This is a genomic window from Microbacterium sp. SCPM-O-B-15248 (M128) (assembly GCF_058214835.1).
In genome coordinates this window covers 271,322-286,584 of sequence record NZ_JBYQLI010000004.1, presented here as the reverse complement: position 1 = coordinate 286,584, position 15,263 = coordinate 271,322, and the positions used below count along the sequence as shown (strand labels likewise).

Below are 15,263 nucleotides of genomic sequence, written 5' to 3'. Positions count from 1 at the left end.
GCGGGCCGGGTCAGCCCTTGACGTACGGTTTGCCGGCGGCCGCGGGCCCGCGGACCTTTCCGACCAGTCCCGCGACGGCGAAGATCGTCACGACGTACGGCAGCATCAGCATGAACTCGCTCGGCACGGGAGACCCGATGACGCCGAGGGTGTTCTGCAGGTTGGACGCGAACCCGAACAGCAGCGCGGCGAGCGTCGCACGGATCGGGTCCCACTGGCCGAAGATGACCGCCGCGAGGGCGATGTACCCCGCGCCGGCCGTCATCTCTTTGTTGAAGGCACCGACCGAGCCGAGGGTGAAGAACGCGCCACCCAGACCCGCGATCGCACCGCCCAGCGAGACGTTCCAGAACCGGGTGCGGGCGATGTTGATGCCCACGGTGTCCGCCGCCTGAGGGTGCTCGCCGACGGCGCGCAGGCGGAGGCCCCACCGGGTGTGGAACAAGCCGACGTACACGACCGCGACCGTGACGTACATGATGTACACGATGATCGTCTGGTTGAACAGCATCGGGCCGATGATCGGGATGTCCGAGAGGACGGGGATCGGCAGACGCGGGAAGCGCGGCGGGGAGTTGAGGGTGGCGGCGTTGGGTGCCAACAGCTGCGAGAAGAGGAAGCTCGTCAACCCCACGACCAGCACGTTCAACACGACACCGACGATGACCTGGTCGACGAAGTACTTGATCGCGAACGCCGCGAGCACGAACGAGACGAGGACACCCGAGACACCCGCAGCGAGGAGGCCGATGAACGGGTTGCCCGTCGCCGTGGCCACGATCGCAGAGGTGAACGCACCGGCCAGCAGCTGGCCCTCGATCGCGATGTTGACCACGCCGACACGTTCGCTCAGCACACCGGCCATGGCACCGAAGATGAGCGGCACCGACAGGCTCAATCCGCCCGCGAGCAGGCCCGTGAGCGGGATGACCGACGTGGTGGCGCCCGCGGCGGCCCACGTCAGGAACCCGACCATGAAGACCAGGGCGAAGATGACGGCCAGCCAGATCGGCGGGCGACGGTGAGCGCGGACCATCAGGACGCTCGTGAGCGTGACGAGGGCCAGCAGCACGGTGCAGACGATGCCGGTGACGACGCCGCCGAGGACGACCTCGGGCAGCTGGATGAACTCGCCGGGGCTCGAGATGCGGAAGACGGCATCGCCGTCCTGGCGGGCGACGACGAACAGGACGGCGGCGAGCACCGTGATGACGCCGTAGACGATCGGGGCCTTCCAGCTGACCACGACAGCGGTGTCCAGCGCGGGCGCGGATCCGGCCTCGGGGTGTGCGGTGGTGGTGCTCATCGGGCCGCCTCCTTCTTCTTGGCCGCGCGCACCGTGGGCTGGCGCGCCCCGGGGGCCGGCAGGCGGAAGATCGCGCGCACCAGCGGCGGTGCCGCGATGAACAGCACGATGAGCGACTGCACGACCAGGACGATGTCGATCGGGACGCCGTTTGCGGCCTGCATGGCGAAGCCACCGGCCTTGAACGCACCGAACAGGATGCCGGCCACCAGCACGCCGACCGGAGTGGAGCGGCCCAGCAACGCCACCGTGATGGCGTCGAACCCGATGCCCGCGTCGATGCCGCTGGAGAATCCGGTGGTGACCGTGCCCAGCACCTGGTCGACGCCCGCGAGGCCGATGAGGGCGCCGGAGATGAGCATCGCGTAGACGTACATCGACTTGACGTTGATGCCCGCGACACGGGCCGCGTTCGGATTGAGCCCGACGGCGCGGAACCGGAAGCCGAGCGAGGAGCGCTCCAGGATCCACCACACCAGCACGACGGCGGCGAGCGAGAGAAGGAACCCGAAGTGCAGGTTGTAGCCCGAGCCGAGGAGGTCGGGGAAGACCGCCGTCTCCTTCATCGCGGGCGTGGTGGGGTTGCTCGAGCCCGGGGCCTGCAGCAGACCGGGGGTGCGCAGCATGTAGTAGACGAGGTAGAACGCGACGTAGTTCAGCATGATCGTCACGATCACCTCGTGCGCCCCGGTGCGGGCCTTGAGGACACCGGCGATGCCGGCCCACAGCGCACCCGCCACGACACCGGCGACGAGAGCGACGAGGGCGTGCAGGCCCCACGGCAGGTCGAAGGCGAACGCGACGTACCCGCCGGCGGCCGCGGCGACCAGCATCTGGCCGCGACCACCGATGTTGAACATGCCGACGCGGAAGGCCAGGGCCACGCCGAGACCTGCCGCGATCAGCGGGGTCGCGAAAGTGAGCGTCTCGGTGAGCGGACGGATCCCCGTGGCGAAATCGGGCCGACGGAAGTTGTAGATCGCTCCCTGGAAGAACGACGCATACGCACCCGAGACCGACTGCCAGATCGCGGCGAGCATGTCGCTTGGGCGAGCGAAGAAGTACCCGGCGGTGACCTGGACGCGCTCATCGGTCGCGGCGATCATGATCGCTCCGACCAGCAGGGCGAGCACGACGGCGAGCACCGAGATGATGGCGTTGCCGGTGGCGATCTCGCGCAGCGCGCGACGCCACCTGCTCTCCTCCGGGGCGGGCGCGGGAGCGACGACGCGGGCACCTGCGGCAGGGTCGACGGCCGAGGAACCCTCCAGGGCGACGTCGGCGTCGGTCGCGGCCGCCACCTCGGCGGCGCGGTCGGCGCGATCCGCCGTCGGGTCGTGTGGGCTGTGCGGATCGCTCACGCGGCGACTCCTTCGTTCTGGGGCGCTTCGCCAGCCATCATCAGGCCGAGGACGTCGCGCGAGGTGTCGCCCGGGACGATGCCCACCACACGACCGCGGTACATGACCATGATGCGGTCCGCGAGGGCGGTGACCTCGTCGAGCTCGGTGGACACGACGATCACGGGCACCCCCGCGTCGCGGGTCTCGATGACGCGCTTGTGGATGAACTCGATCGACCCCACGTCGACGCCGCGCGTGGGCTGGGCGGCGACGAACAGGCGAAGGTCCCGGCTCAGCTCGCGCGCGAGCACGACCTTCTGCTGGTTGCCGCCCGAGAGACGACCGACCGGTGTCTCGATCGACGGCGTGCGGACGTCGAACTCGGTGACCTTCTCGCGGGCGAAGTCGGCCAGGGTGGACAGCTGGAGCGTGCCGCCCTTCACGAACGGCGCACCGTCGGCGCGATCGAGCATGAGGTTCTCGGCGATGGAGAACTCCCCCACCAGCCCGTCTTCCTTGCGGTCTTCGGGAACGAAGCCGACACCGGCGTCGAGCACGGCGCGCACCGACGAGCCGTTCAGCTCGACGCCATCGAGCGTGATCGACCCTTCGGCCCGGTCCTGCAGCCCGACGAGGGCCTCGGTGAGCTCGGTCTGGCCGTTGCCCTGCACGCCGGCGATCGCGAGGACCTCGCCCCGGCGCACTTCGAAACTGACGTCGTTGACGACGAGCTGACCGACGGGGTCGACGACGGTGAGGTTCGAGACCGACAGGGCGACATCGCCGAGCTTCGGAGCCTCTTTGTGCACGGTCAGCTCGACCGCGCGGCCGACCATGAGCGACGCGAGTTCGGCATTGGAGGCGGTGGGCTCCGCCTCACCGACCACTTTGCCGAGACGGATGACGGTGATCCGGTCCGCGACCTCGCGCACCTCGCGGAGCTTGTGCGTGATGAAGACGATCGAGGTCCCGGAATCACGGAGCTGGCGCATGATGGCCATCAGCTCGTCGGTCTCCTGGGGAGTGAGGACGGCGGTCGGCTCGTCGAACACGAGCACCTTGGCATCCCGGGAGAGCGCCTTGATGATCTCGACGCGCTGCTGCACGCCGACGGGCAGGTCGTCCACGAGCGCGTCGGGGTCGACGTCGAACCCGAACCGGTCCGAGATCTCGGTGACCTTCGCTCGCGCGGCGGCCAGGTCGAGACGGCCGCCGAACTTCGTCGGCTCGTGACCGAGCATGACGTTCTCGGCGACCGTGAAGACCGGGATGAGCATGAAGTGCTGGTGCACCATGCCGATTCCGGCGCGCATCGCGTCGCCGGGTCCGGCGAAGTGCTGGACGGCGTCGTCCAGCAGGATCTCTCCCCCGTCGGCCTGGTAGAGGCCGTAGAGGACGTTCATCAGGGTGGACTTGCCGGCACCGTTCTCGCCGAGCAGGCAGTGGATCTCTCCGGCCTCGACGGTGAGGTCGATGTGATCGTTCGCCACCAGGGATCCGAAGGTTTTCGTGATCCCGCGGAGTTCGAGCTTCATGTTCCCGATCCTAGGTTCTGTGGCACCGCACGCGGGGTGTGCGGCGGGAGGACCCCCCTCGTGAGCGGGTCCGGTCCGGGGCCGGACGATCGCGCAGCCCCATAAGGGAGGGGAGGCCGGCATGGAGCCGGCCTCCCCAGGGAGAGTGGATCTCTCAGCCGGCCAGGTAGGACTCGACCGTGATCTTGCCGCTGATGATGTCGGCCTTGAGCGCATCGACCTTGGTGGTCAGCTCGGCGGGCACGCGGTCGGACCAGTCGTGGTACGGCGCGAGGCCGACGCCCTCGTTCTCGAGCGTGCCGACGAACGGCGCCGCGTCGAACTCGCCGTTACCGGCGGCCACGATGGCGTCCTTGGTGCCCACGTCAATGCCCTTGAGGATCGAGGTCAGCAGCAGGTCGCCCACGGAGGGGTCGGTCTGGAACACGTCGGCATCGACGCCGACGAGCGCGATCTCGCGACCCGCGTCCTGGATGGCGACGGCGGCCGACTGGTAGACCGGGCCACCGACGGGCAGCAGCACGTCGACGTTCTGGTCGATGATGGCCTGCGCGGTCTGGCGCGCGGTGTCGTTGGCCTCGAACCCACCGGTGAAGGAGCCGTCCTTGGCGGTGCGGTCCCAGCCGACGACGCGCACGGACGTGCCGTTGTCGGTGTTGTACTTCTCGACGCCCTGGGCGAAGCCGTCCATGAAGATCGTGACGGTCGGGATGTTCATTCCACCGAAGGTGCCGACGACGCCGGTCTTCGAGACGCCCGCGGCGAGGTAGCCGGCGAGGTACGCGGCCTGCGCGGTGTCGAAGATGATCGGCTTGATGTTGGGAGCGTCGGTCTTGCCGTCGAAGTCGCTGTCGACCGTGTCGTCGATCGAGACGTACTGCAGATCGGTGTTCGCCTTGGCCGACTCGAGCGCCGCGGGGGCGAGGAGGAAGCCGACCGTGACGATCGTGTTGCAGCCCTGGTCGACCAGGCTCTGGAGGTTGGAGGCGTAGTCGGTCTCGGACTGCGACTCGACCTCGATGGGGGTCTTCGAGCCGAGCTGCGAGGCCGCCTCGTCGACGCCCTCCTTGCCGAGCTGGTTGAACGACTTGTCGTCGAAGCCGCCGGCGTCCGACACCATGCAGGGCAGGTAGTCGCTGGCACCGGCAGCGGCCGACGAGCCGTTGCTCTCGGGCGCGGCACCGCAGCCGGCGAGCAGCACGGCCGCGCCGATCATCGCGAGGCCGCTGACGACGGCCTTCTTCGTGGTCTTCACGAATGGTCCTCCAAGACGGGGGCCCCCAACGGGTTCGGGGGACGATGGAGTCACGTTACCCACTGTGACGAATCGCTTGCGCCCCGCGGAGGCCCGTGCGCCCCAATGGTTACAAAGACGCAATCTCGCGTCATGCGCACGCCACACGAGTCGATCGCGGCGGGACTGGATGCCGCGGGCAGCGGCATCCGGTATCAGAGCACGTCGCCGCGACCGGTGAGCTTGAGCGCGTCGACGACGCCCTTGACCCGCTGCGCGTTCTCGCTGGTGGTGACCAGGAGCGCGTCCGGAGTGTCGACCACGACGATGTCCCGCACCCCGATCAGGCTGATGACGCGCTTGGTCTGCGACACCACGATGCCGCTGGAGGCGTCGGAGAGCACGCGCGCGTCCTCGCCGAGGATCGCCAGCTCGTTTCGGCCGCCCGAGGAGTTGAGCTTGGACAGGCTCGCGAAGTCGCCCACGTCGTCCCAGTCGAAGTGCCCCGGGATGACCGCCAGGCGACCCTTCTCGGCGGCGGGCTCCGCGACGGAGTAGTCGATGGCGATCTTCTTCAGGCCGGGCCAGATCCGGTCGACCGCGGGGCCGCGGCGATCGCGATCGTCCCACGCGTCGGCCAGCTCGAGCAGACCCGCGTGCAGCTCCGGCTCGTTCACGGCCAGCTCGGCCAGCAGCACGTCGGCGCGGGTGATGAACATGCCCGCGTTCCAGAGGTACGCGCGGTCGGTGAAGTACGCCTTGGCTGTCTCGAGGTCGGGCTTCTCGACGAAGCGCTCCACCATATAGGCCTCGGGGGCGCCGTCGACGATGAGCTCATCGGCCTGCTTGATGTAGCCGAAGCCGACCGAGGGCTCGCTGGGCTGGATGCCGATGGTGCAGATGTAGCCCGCTCGCGCCACCGCGACCGCCTGGCGCACGGCGAAGTCGAACTGCCGGGTCTGGCGGATGACGTGGTCGGCGGCGAACGAGCCGATGATGACGTCGGGCTCGCGGCGGACGAGGATCGCGGCGGCCAGGCCGATGGCGGCGGAGGAGTCCCGCGGCTCGGACTCGAGGAACACGTTGTGGTCGGGCACCCCGGGCAGCTCCCGCTCCACGGCCGCGCGGTGGGCGCGACCGGTGACCACGGCGATCCGATCGGATCCCGAGAGGGGGGCCAGGCGGTCCCACGTGTCGCGCAGCAGCGTCTGACCGGAGCCGGTCAGGTCGTGCAGGAACTTGGGGGCGTCCGCGCGGGAGAGGGGCCACAGGCGGCTGCCGATCCCACCGGCGGGGATCACGGCGTAGAAGTCGTCGATAGCAGGTTCGGCCATGGCACCGACCCTACCGGGCGGACCCGCACCGCCCCCACCGGTTCTCACACCCGACCGAGGGTGGAAACCCGCCCGAAACTATCTCGACGTCGAGAGAGTCTTAGGCGGGCCTAATCCCCCGCTTTCATAGCCCGGACGTAGTATTCAATGGCGCCCGTGTGACGCTTGGAGCCCTGTTTCGGCTCCCACACCGTGTTCGATCAGGGAGGACGACCGTGTCAGCACCAACACGTGCCACGCCGTCGGTGAAGGAGACGACTTCGCGGGTGCCCCGCGGGACGCTCTACCGCGGCCGAGAGGGAATGTGGTCGTGGGTCCTGCACCGCATCACCGGTGTGGCGATCTTCTTCTTCCTGCTCGTGCACATCCTCGACACGGCGCTCATCCGCGTCTCCCCCGAGGCGTACGACGCCGTCATCGGCACGTACAAGAACCCGATCATGGGTCTCGGCGAGGTCGCTCTCGTGGGCGCCATCGCCTACCACGCCTACAACGGCCTCCGCATCATCCTGGTGGACTTCTGGCCCTGGGCCACGCGTCACCAGCGCCAGTTGTGGTGGGGCGTCCTGGGACTCTGGGTCGTGACGATGCTCGGCTTCACGCCGCGCCACCTCATCAACGTCTTCAGCGCCGTCACGGGGAGCCACTGATGTCCGTCGCCCAGGAAGCCAGCACTATTCCCGCCCCCCGCACCCCCGCCGTGCGCAAGAAGGGCTCGAACCTCGAGAAGTGGGGATGGATCTACATGCGCGCCTCCGGCGTGCTGCTGATCGTCCTCATCTTCGGCCACCTCTTCGTCAACCTGATGACGGGTGACGGCATCCACCAGATCGACTTCGCGTTCGTCGCGGGCAAGCTCGCCTCGCCGTTCTGGCAGTGGTGGGACGTGCTGATGCTCTGGCTCGCGCTCATCCACGGCGCCAACGGCATGCGCACCATCGTCAACGACTACGTCACGAACGCGAAGGTCCGCAGCATCCTGGTGTGGTCGATCGGCCTCTCGGCCGCATTCCTGATCCTCCTCGGCACGCTCGTGGTCTTCACTTTCGACCCCTGCCTCGGCGTCACCGAGAGCAGCTCCCTGTGGGAGATCTGCCAGGCGTGAGCCGCGGCATCCTCCTTCCGACTGACACAGCAGAGGCATTGCACACGTGAGCACTCAGAACAGCGCGGACACGATCGTCAAGGACGGCGTGCATTATCACCAGTTCGACGTCGTCATCGTCGGGGCCGGCGGCGCCGGCATGCGCGCGGCGATCGAGGCCGGCCCGGGCGCGAAGACCGCGGTCATCTCGAAGCTGTACCCGACCCGCTCGCACACCGGTGCGGCGCAGGGCGGGATGGCTGCGGCCCTCGCCAACGTCGAAGAGGACTCCTGGGAGTGGCACACCTTCGACACCATCAAGGGCGGCGACTACCTCGTCGACCAGGATGCCGCGGAGATCCTCGCCAAAGAGGCCATCGACGCCGTCATCGACCTCGAGAACATGGGCCTGCCGTTCAACCGCACGCCCGAGGGCAAGATCGACCAGCGCCGCTTCGGCGGGCACACGGCCGATCACGGCAAGACCCCGGTGCGTCGCGCCTGCTACGCCGCCGACCGCACGGGACACATGATCCTGCAGACGCTGTTCCAGAACTGCGTCAAGCTCGGCATCAACTTCTTCAACGAGTTCTACGTGCTCGACCTCGTCACGGTGAAGGACGACGCGGGGCTCACACAGATCGCCGGCGTCGTCGCCTACGAGCTGGCCACGGGCGACCTCCACGTCTTCCAGTCCAAGGCGGTCATCTTCGCCACGGGCGGCTTCGGCAAGATCTTCAAGACGACCTCGAACGCCCACACCCTCACCGGTGACGGCGTGGGCATCGTCTGGCGCAAGGGCCTCCCCCTCGAGGACATGGAGTTCTTCCAGTTCCACCCCACCGGCCTGGCCGGTCTCGGCATCCTGCTGACCGAGGGTGCCCGCGGCGAGGGCGCGATCCTGCGCAACGCCAGCGGTGAGCGCTTCATGGAGCGCTATGCCCCGACGATCAAGGACCTCGCGCCGCGCGACATCGTCGCGCGCTGCATGGTGCAAGAGGTCGCCGAGGGCCGCGGCGCCGGCCCCCACCGCGACTACGTGCTGCTGGACTGCACGCACCTGGGCGCCGAGGTGCTGGAGACCAAGCTTCCCGACATCACCGAGTTCGCCCGCACGTACCTCGGCGTCGACCCGGTCGTCGAGCCGGTGCCGGTCATGCCGACCGCGCACTACGCGATGGGCGGCATCCCCACCAACATCAAGGCCGAGGTCCTCGCCGACAACGACACCGTCGTCCCGGGGCTGTACGCGGCCGGCGAATGCGCCTGCGTGTCCGTGCACGGGTCGAACCGCCTCGGCACGAACTCGCTGCTGGACATCAACGTGTTCGGCAAGCGCGCCGGTCGCAACGCGGTCGAGTACGTCAAGACCGCCGACTTCGTCCCGCTTCCCGAGGATCCGGCGAAGGAGGTCCGCGAGCTCATCGAGGGCCTGCGCGGCAACGGCGGGACCGAGCGCATCGCCGTCCTCCGCAAGACGCTGCAAGACGAAATGGACAAGGGCGCGCAGGTGTTCCGCACGCACGAGTCCCTCGCCCACGTGCTCGACGTCATCGCCGACCTGCGCGAGCGCTTCAAGAACATCCACGTCGACGACAAGGGCAAGCGGTACAACACCGACCTGCTCGAGGCGGTCGAGCTGGGCTTCCTGCTCGACCTCGCCGAGGTCGTGGTGTACTCGGCGCAGAACCGGGAAGAGAGCCGCGGCGGTCACATGCGCGACGACTTCCCCACGCGCGACGACGAGAACTACATGCAGCACACCATGGCGTACCTGTCGGGCGACCCCCACTCGTCGCACCCCGCCGATCACATCGAGCTCGGCTGGAAGCCCGTGGTCTTCACCAAGAACGAGGCCGGGGAGCTGCGCTACCCGCCGCTGGAGAGGAAGTACTGATGGCCGCGACCGCGCTCGACACCACGACCGACGCCCCCGCCGACATCGAGCAGACACCCGAGGACACCGGCATCCAGTCGTTCCTGGTCACGTTCAACATCCGTCGGTTCGACCCCGAGGTCGACGACGAGCCGCGCTGGGTCGACTATGACGTGGAGCTCTACTCCACCGACCGCGTGCTGGACGCGCTCCACAAGATCAAGTGGGAGGTCGACGGCTCGCTGTCGTTCCGTCGCTCCTGCGCGCACGGCATCTGCGGTTCGGATGCCATGCGCATCAACGGCCGCAACCGCCTGGCCTGCAAGACGCTGATCAAGGATCTCGACATCTCGCAGCCGATCTACGTCGAGGCCATCAAGGGTCTGCCGCTCGAGAAGGACCTCATCGTCGACATGGAGCCGTTCTTCGCCTCCTACCGCGAGGTGCAGCCGTTCCTGATCTCCAGCAGCAAGCCGGAGGCGGGCAAGGAGCGCATCCAGTCGATCGTCGACCGCGAGGTCTTCGACGACACCACGAAGTGCATCCTGTGCGCCGCGTGCACCTCGTCGTGCCCGGTGTTCTGGACCGACGGGCAGTACTTCGGCCCCGCCGCGATCGTGAACGCCCACCGGTTCATCTTCGACTCGCGCGACGACGCGGGCGACGTGCGCCTGGACATCCTCAACGACAAGGAGGGCGTGTGGCGCTGCCGCACGACCTTCAACTGCACCGAAGCGTGCCCGCGCGGCATCGAGGTCACCAAGGCGATCGCCGAGGTCAAGCAGGCGGTCCTTCGCGGCGGCCGTTGACCCCTCCCCTCTCTCGAACGGCGGGTGCGCTCCGGCGCCCCGCCGTTCGTCGTGCCCGGGCGGTCATCGTGGGGCCGCGGCGTCCATTCATTAGGCTCGACGGGTGAACGACCGCGATCCCCGACCGTTGCCCGGCGCGGCGAGCGAGGAGACGTCCCTGCGGGATCGGCTGGACGCGGCGCAAGCAGCGGTGCGCGACCGACTCGACCAGCCGATCGCCCGCGCCGCCAAGCTCGCCCGGCTCTTCCCGGTGCGGGTGTGGCGGCACTTCCTGCGGCACAACGGATTCCTGCTCGCGGCGGGCATGAGCTACCAGGGCCTGTTCGCGATGTTCTCGGCGCTGTACCTCGCCTTCGCGGGCGTCGGGATCTGGTTGGGCGGCAGCGAGACCGCGATCGACGGCCTGATCCGGATCGTGAACGGCTACATCCCCGGCATCATCAGCAAGAACGGACTCGTCAAGCCCGAGCAGGTCGAGGCCGTCGCCCAAGAGAGCGGCCGTCTCCTCGGTGTGACCGGTGGTGTGGCCGGTGTCGTCGTCATCTGGACAACGATCGGTTTCGTCACCTTCACCCGCCGGGCCGTACGGGACACCTTCGGCCTCCCCTTCGACACCCGCAACTACGTGCTGCTGAAGGCGCGGGACTTCATCGCCTCGCTCCTGTTCGGCCTCGCCCTTCTCGTCGGCGCGCTGCTCGGATCGGTGACCACCGGCGCCGTGGACCTGGTGTTCGGGATGATCGGTTGGGACCGAGGCACCGCGGGGTGGTCGCTCGGGGCGCGAGGGGTGTCGCTCCTCATCGCCTTCGCCGTGAACACGCTCGCCCTGGCCTCCCTGTTCCGCTTCCTCACGGGGACCGCGCTCACCTGGCGGCGCACGTGGCCCGGAGCCCTGGTCGGGTCCGCGGGACTGGTCATGCTCCAGGTCGCGGCGGGCTTCCTCTTCGTCTACACCCCGTCCAATCCGCTCCTGGCCACGTTCACGGTGCTGGTCGGGTTCTTGCTGTGGTTCCGGCTCGTGGGGATCGTGATCCTCGTCGCGGCCGCGTGGATCGCGGTGGCCGCCGACGACCGCGATGTGCCGCTGCGCTCGCCCGAGGACCGCCGCGCGATGGAGCAGACCGCTCTCGTCATCGCGGCCCAGGTGGCGGTGCGCGAAGCGGAGGAACGGGCGGCGCTCGCGCACTGGCCCCGGCGCTGGGCGGCGAGACGCCGCCTTCGTCAGGCCCGGAAACACCTCGCGCACCTGGAGTCGGAGCTGCCCGAGCCGCGGCGATCCACACTGCTGCTGGACTGAGCGCGGCGCCGCGAGGTCGCGCCGTCGGCAGCCGCGGCCCGAGCGAAGTGCGGTGTCGGAGGCCCCGGTTAGGCTCGTCGGGTGGCTCGTTCTGTACGCATCGTCTCCGTCAACGTCAATGGCATCCGCGCCGCCGTCCGCAAGGGCATGACCGAGTGGCTCGACGCCTCGGGCGCCGACATCCTCGCCCTGCAAGAGGTGCGCGCGACCGCCGAACAGCTGGCCGAGGCGGTGCCCGGCTGGCAGATCGTCAACGACGAGGCCCTGCAGAAGGGCCGCGCCGGGGTCGCGATCCTCAGTCGGCTGCCCGGCGTGCAGACGCGCACGCACCTCGGCCCCGAGCCGCTGGACTCCTCGGGCCGATGGATCGAGACCGACTTCGACATCGACGGCGAGACGCTGACCGTCGTCAGCGCCTACGTGCACAGCGGCGAGGTCGACACCCCCAAGCAAGAGGCCAAGTGGCTGTTCCTGGATGCCATGGAGCGGCGCCTCGCCGAGTTGAGCGCCGAACGGGAGCTGGCGGTGGTCATGGGTGACCTCAACGTCGGCCACCGCGAGCTCGACATCAAGAACTGGAAGAGCAACCGCAAGAACGCCGGGTTCCTCCCCCGCGAACGTGCGTACTTCGACCGCTTCTTCGGTCCGGCCGGCGCCGAGGTCGAGGGCGTCGACGGCTCCACGGGACCGGGCCTCGGGTGGGTCGACATCGGCCGCCGTCACGCCGGCGACGTCGACGGCCCCTACACGTGGTGGTCGATGCGCGGAAAGGCATTCGACACCGACACCGGCTGGCGTATCGACTATCACGTCGCCACACCGGCGCTGGCCGAGCGCGTCACCGACTACCGCGTCGACCGCGCGGCATCCTGGGACGCCCGCTGGAGCGACCACGCCCCGGTGATCGCGGACTACACACTCGGGCGGTCGTGACGTCCGGGCCCCGCGGGGTCGCGGGTCCCGGACGGCGCTGAGCGCCAGGACGCCTAGGATCGAACGGTGACCCAGCAGCGCCTGTACTCCGGAATGCAGCCCTCGGCCGACAGTCTTCAGATCGGCAACTACATCGGGGCCCTGCTGCAGTGGCGCGAGCTGCAGGACGAGTACGACGCCTTCTTCTCGGTCGTCGACCTGCACGCCCTCACCCAGCCCGGCGATCCCGCCGAACGGCGCGAGAAGACCCGCCGCACCGCCGCCCAGTACATCGCCGCCGGCATCGAGCCCTCGCGCTCGACCCTCTACGTGCAGTCGCACGTGCCGGCGCACGCCGAACTGCAGTGGGTGCTGTCGACGCTCACGGGCTTCGGCGAGGCCGGTCGGATGACGCAGTTCAAGGACAAGTCCGCGCGGTACGGCGCGGATGCCACGAACGTGGGCCTCTTCACCTACCCGGTGCTCATGGCAGCCGACATCCTGCTGTACCAGACCGACGTCGTGCCCGTCGGCGACGACCAGAAGCAGCACATCGAGCTCACTCGCGACCTCGCCGAGCGGTTCAACCAGCGTTTCGGTGAGACGTTCGCGATGCCGAAGCCGATGATCCAGCGCGAGACCGCGCGCATCTACGATCTACAGAACCCCACGTCGAAGATGTCGAAGTCGGCCGAGTCCGACGCCGGCGTGCTGTGGATGCTCGACGACCCGAAGGTCAGCGCGAAGAAGATCATGCGCGCGGTGACCGACTCCGAGGGCGCCGTGCGCTTCGACCGCGACGCGAAGCCGGGCGTCTCGAACCTGCTCGTCATCTACTCGGCCCTGACCGGACGCGAGATCGGCGCGATCGAGGACGAGTACGCCGGACGCGGGTACGGGGACTTCAAGAAGGGCCTCGCCGAGGTGGTGGTGGCGGAGTTCGAACCGGTGCGCGCGCGGGCGCTCGAGCTGCTCGACGACCCCGCCGAACTCGACCGCGTGCTCGCGCACAACGCCGAGCGGGCGGCATCCGTAGCCGAAAAGACCCTCGCGGACGTCTACGACCGCATCGGGCTGCTGCGTCGCGGCTGACCCGGCCCGGGCTGGGCGGCCCGGCTGCCCCGGGCGGGGCCGCCGACGCGAGGCGGGTGCGGCGGCCGGCCGGGGCCGGGCGGTTCAACCTGCGGCGGCCGGGCGGGGCTGGGCGGTTCAACCTGCGGCGGCCGGCCGGCCGGGGCCGGGCAGTCACAACTCCTGCAACGGTGGGCAGATGTTCCGGCAGCCCACCGGATCGGCGATCTGTGCAGGAGTTGTGCGCGAGGACCGGTGGCCGGTGCCGGCGCGCGGGGCGGGCGGCGGTTTCGACCGGCACAACCCCGGCCGCGGAGCCGCAAAAGTGCGGCGGGGCGCCGCGCGCGGTCGATTCTGCAGGAGTTGTGCGCGAGGACCGGTGGCCGGTGCCGGCGCGGGGCGCGGGGCGGGCGGCGGTTTCGACCGGCACAACTCCGGCCGCAGAGCCGCAAAAGTGCGGCGGGGCGCCGCGCGCGGTCGATCCTGCAGGAGTTGTGCGCCGCCGTCGCGCGGCGGCGAGCATGCGCGGTCGGTCTCACCGGCTTCGGCGCGGGCCTTTCCACACGCCGGCCAGCGCGTCGCGCACCAGGTCCGGGCGGTACAGGATGTCCTCGGCAACCAGGCGCAGGGTGACGTATCCGAGAGCCGCTGCCGCGCGATCCCGACGTCGGTCACGGAGCTGCTCCTCCCACGACGAATGATGGGCGCGGCTGTCGCACTCGACGATGAGCCACCCGCCGACGAGGAAATCGACCCGACCGACCCCTCGAAGACGCACCTGTGTCTCGTACGGTGCACCGAGGGCACGCAGGATGAGACGCACGAACGTCTCGGGACCCGACTCGGCCGAAGAGTCCACGAGACCGCGGAGCCGCCGGTACCGCCGCGGGAGCCCGTCGAACACCGCATCCACCTCGACGTCGGAGATCAGTCGACCGTGCAACGCGCTGTCCACCGAGGCGATCCCGGCACGCGGCCCCTGGCACAACACGGCTTGCCTCAGCGCCTCCACGAGATCCGCGTGCAGGTCGCCGGGGCGGGCCCGACTCGCACGCCAGTGGGCGACGACACCGGTCGACCGCTCGGGGATCCTGCTCGCTTCTCGGTCGAATTGGACGTGGAGCCCGTCGGTGCGCAGAACGAAGACGCCGAGCACCGACAGCAACGACACGCAATCCAGACGGCCGCCGAAGTACCCGGCATCCCGCGCTGTCGACTCGACGGAGGCGACCGCATACCTCCCCCGCCGGAGCCGGACCAGGGCCCCGCTCCGCACCGCGCTGTCGATGCGATGTCGGCTCCATCCGTCGTCGCGAAGCTGACGGTAGGTGCGGAACTCGGGTGTCGCCATCTCCCCCACCGTGCCCGGCATCGGACGCGCGCGAGCGAGGCGAGAGGCGAATGGGGGATGGATGCCGAGATTGCTCCGCTGTGGAGGAGCCTCGGGACAGACAGAACTCCG

13 protein-coding genes are annotated in these 15,263 nt (G+C 69.2%); 7 read left to right on the top strand and 6 right to left on the bottom strand.

Annotation, left to right across the window (positions count from 1 at the left end; translation table 11 throughout):
- Positions 1-10: 10 nt before the first annotated feature.
- The 5 genes from AC3E6M_RS09655 to AC3E6M_RS09635 all read right to left on the bottom strand — a co-directional run bounded on the left by AC3E6M_RS09655 (position 11) and on the right by AC3E6M_RS09635 (position 6,752).
- Positions 11-1,306 carry an ABC transporter permease gene (locus AC3E6M_RS09655; RefSeq protein WP_490529737.1) on the bottom strand — a complete coding sequence of 432 codons (1,296 nt, stop codon included), beginning with the start codon at positions 1,304-1,306 and terminating at the stop codon, positions 11-13.
- Positions 1,303-2,667 carry an ABC transporter permease gene (locus AC3E6M_RS09650; protein ID WP_490529736.1) on the bottom strand — a complete coding sequence of 455 codons (1,365 nt, stop codon included), beginning with the start codon at positions 2,665-2,667 and terminating at the stop codon, positions 1,303-1,305. Before AC3E6M_RS09650 ends, AC3E6M_RS09655 begins: the two co-directional genes overlap by 4 nt.
- Positions 2,664-4,184: an ABC transporter ATP-binding protein gene (locus tag AC3E6M_RS09645; protein ID WP_138175174.1), complete on the bottom strand. Its 1,521-nt coding sequence runs from the start codon at positions 4,182-4,184 to the stop codon at positions 2,664-2,666. Before AC3E6M_RS09645 ends, AC3E6M_RS09650 begins: the two co-directional genes overlap by 4 nt.
- Before the next feature lie 154 nt (positions 4,185-4,338).
- Positions 4,339-5,439, bottom strand: a complete 1,101-nt coding sequence (locus AC3E6M_RS09640) for a BMP family lipoprotein (protein ID WP_252370971.1) — start codon at positions 5,437-5,439, stop codon at positions 4,339-4,341.
- A gap of 194 nt (positions 5,440-5,633) precedes the next feature.
- A complete protein-coding gene (locus tag AC3E6M_RS09635) occupies positions 5,634-6,752 on the bottom strand; it encodes a mannose-1-phosphate guanylyltransferase (RefSeq protein WP_138175176.1) in 1,119 nt (372 codons plus the stop codon).
- Positions 6,753-6,967: 215 nt separating this feature from the next.
- Here AC3E6M_RS09635 and sdhC point away from each other — a divergent pair, with 215 nt between their 5' ends.
- From sdhC to trpS, 7 genes are all read left to right on the top strand, one after another.
- A complete protein-coding gene (gene sdhC / locus AC3E6M_RS09630; protein WP_138175178.1) occupies positions 6,968-7,402 on the top strand; it encodes a succinate dehydrogenase, cytochrome b556 subunit in 435 nt (144 codons plus the stop codon).
- Positions 7,402-7,857 carry a succinate dehydrogenase hydrophobic membrane anchor subunit gene (locus tag AC3E6M_RS09625; RefSeq protein ID WP_138175180.1) on the top strand — a complete coding sequence of 152 codons (456 nt, stop codon included), beginning with the start codon at positions 7,402-7,404 and terminating at the stop codon, positions 7,855-7,857. Before sdhC ends, AC3E6M_RS09625 begins: the two co-directional genes overlap by 1 nt.
- 46 nt (positions 7,858-7,903) lie before the next feature.
- A complete protein-coding gene (gene sdhA, locus AC3E6M_RS09620; RefSeq protein WP_490529735.1) occupies positions 7,904-9,733 on the top strand; it encodes a succinate dehydrogenase flavoprotein subunit in 1,830 nt (609 codons plus the stop codon).
- Positions 9,733-10,521, top strand: a complete 789-nt coding sequence (locus tag AC3E6M_RS09615; RefSeq protein WP_230008929.1) for a succinate dehydrogenase iron-sulfur subunit — start codon at positions 9,733-9,735, stop codon at positions 10,519-10,521. Before sdhA ends, AC3E6M_RS09615 begins: the two co-directional genes overlap by 1 nt.
- Positions 10,522-10,624: 103 nt before the next feature.
- Positions 10,625-11,818: a YihY/virulence factor BrkB family protein gene (locus AC3E6M_RS09610; protein ID WP_490529734.1), complete on the top strand. Its 1,194-nt coding sequence runs from the start codon at positions 10,625-10,627 to the stop codon at positions 11,816-11,818.
- A gap of 81 nt (positions 11,819-11,899) precedes the next feature.
- The gene (locus AC3E6M_RS09605; protein ID WP_490529733.1) at positions 11,900-12,751 is read left to right on the top strand and encodes an exodeoxyribonuclease III; all 852 of its coding nucleotides are present in this window, start codon (positions 11,900-11,902) and stop codon (positions 12,749-12,751) included.
- 66 nt (positions 12,752-12,817) lie between these two features.
- The gene (trpS, locus tag AC3E6M_RS09600) at positions 12,818-13,822 is read left to right on the top strand and encodes a tryptophan--tRNA ligase (protein ID WP_490529732.1); all 1,005 of its coding nucleotides are present in this window, start codon (positions 12,818-12,820) and stop codon (positions 13,820-13,822) included.
- A gap of 514 nt (positions 13,823-14,336) precedes the next feature.
- On the opposite strand, the gene AC3E6M_RS09595 is transcribed toward trpS, so the two are convergent.
- A complete protein-coding gene (locus AC3E6M_RS09595) occupies positions 14,337-15,152 on the bottom strand; it encodes a DUF559 domain-containing protein (protein ID WP_490529730.1) in 816 nt (271 codons plus the stop codon).
- Positions 15,153-15,263: the final 111 nt, after the last annotated feature.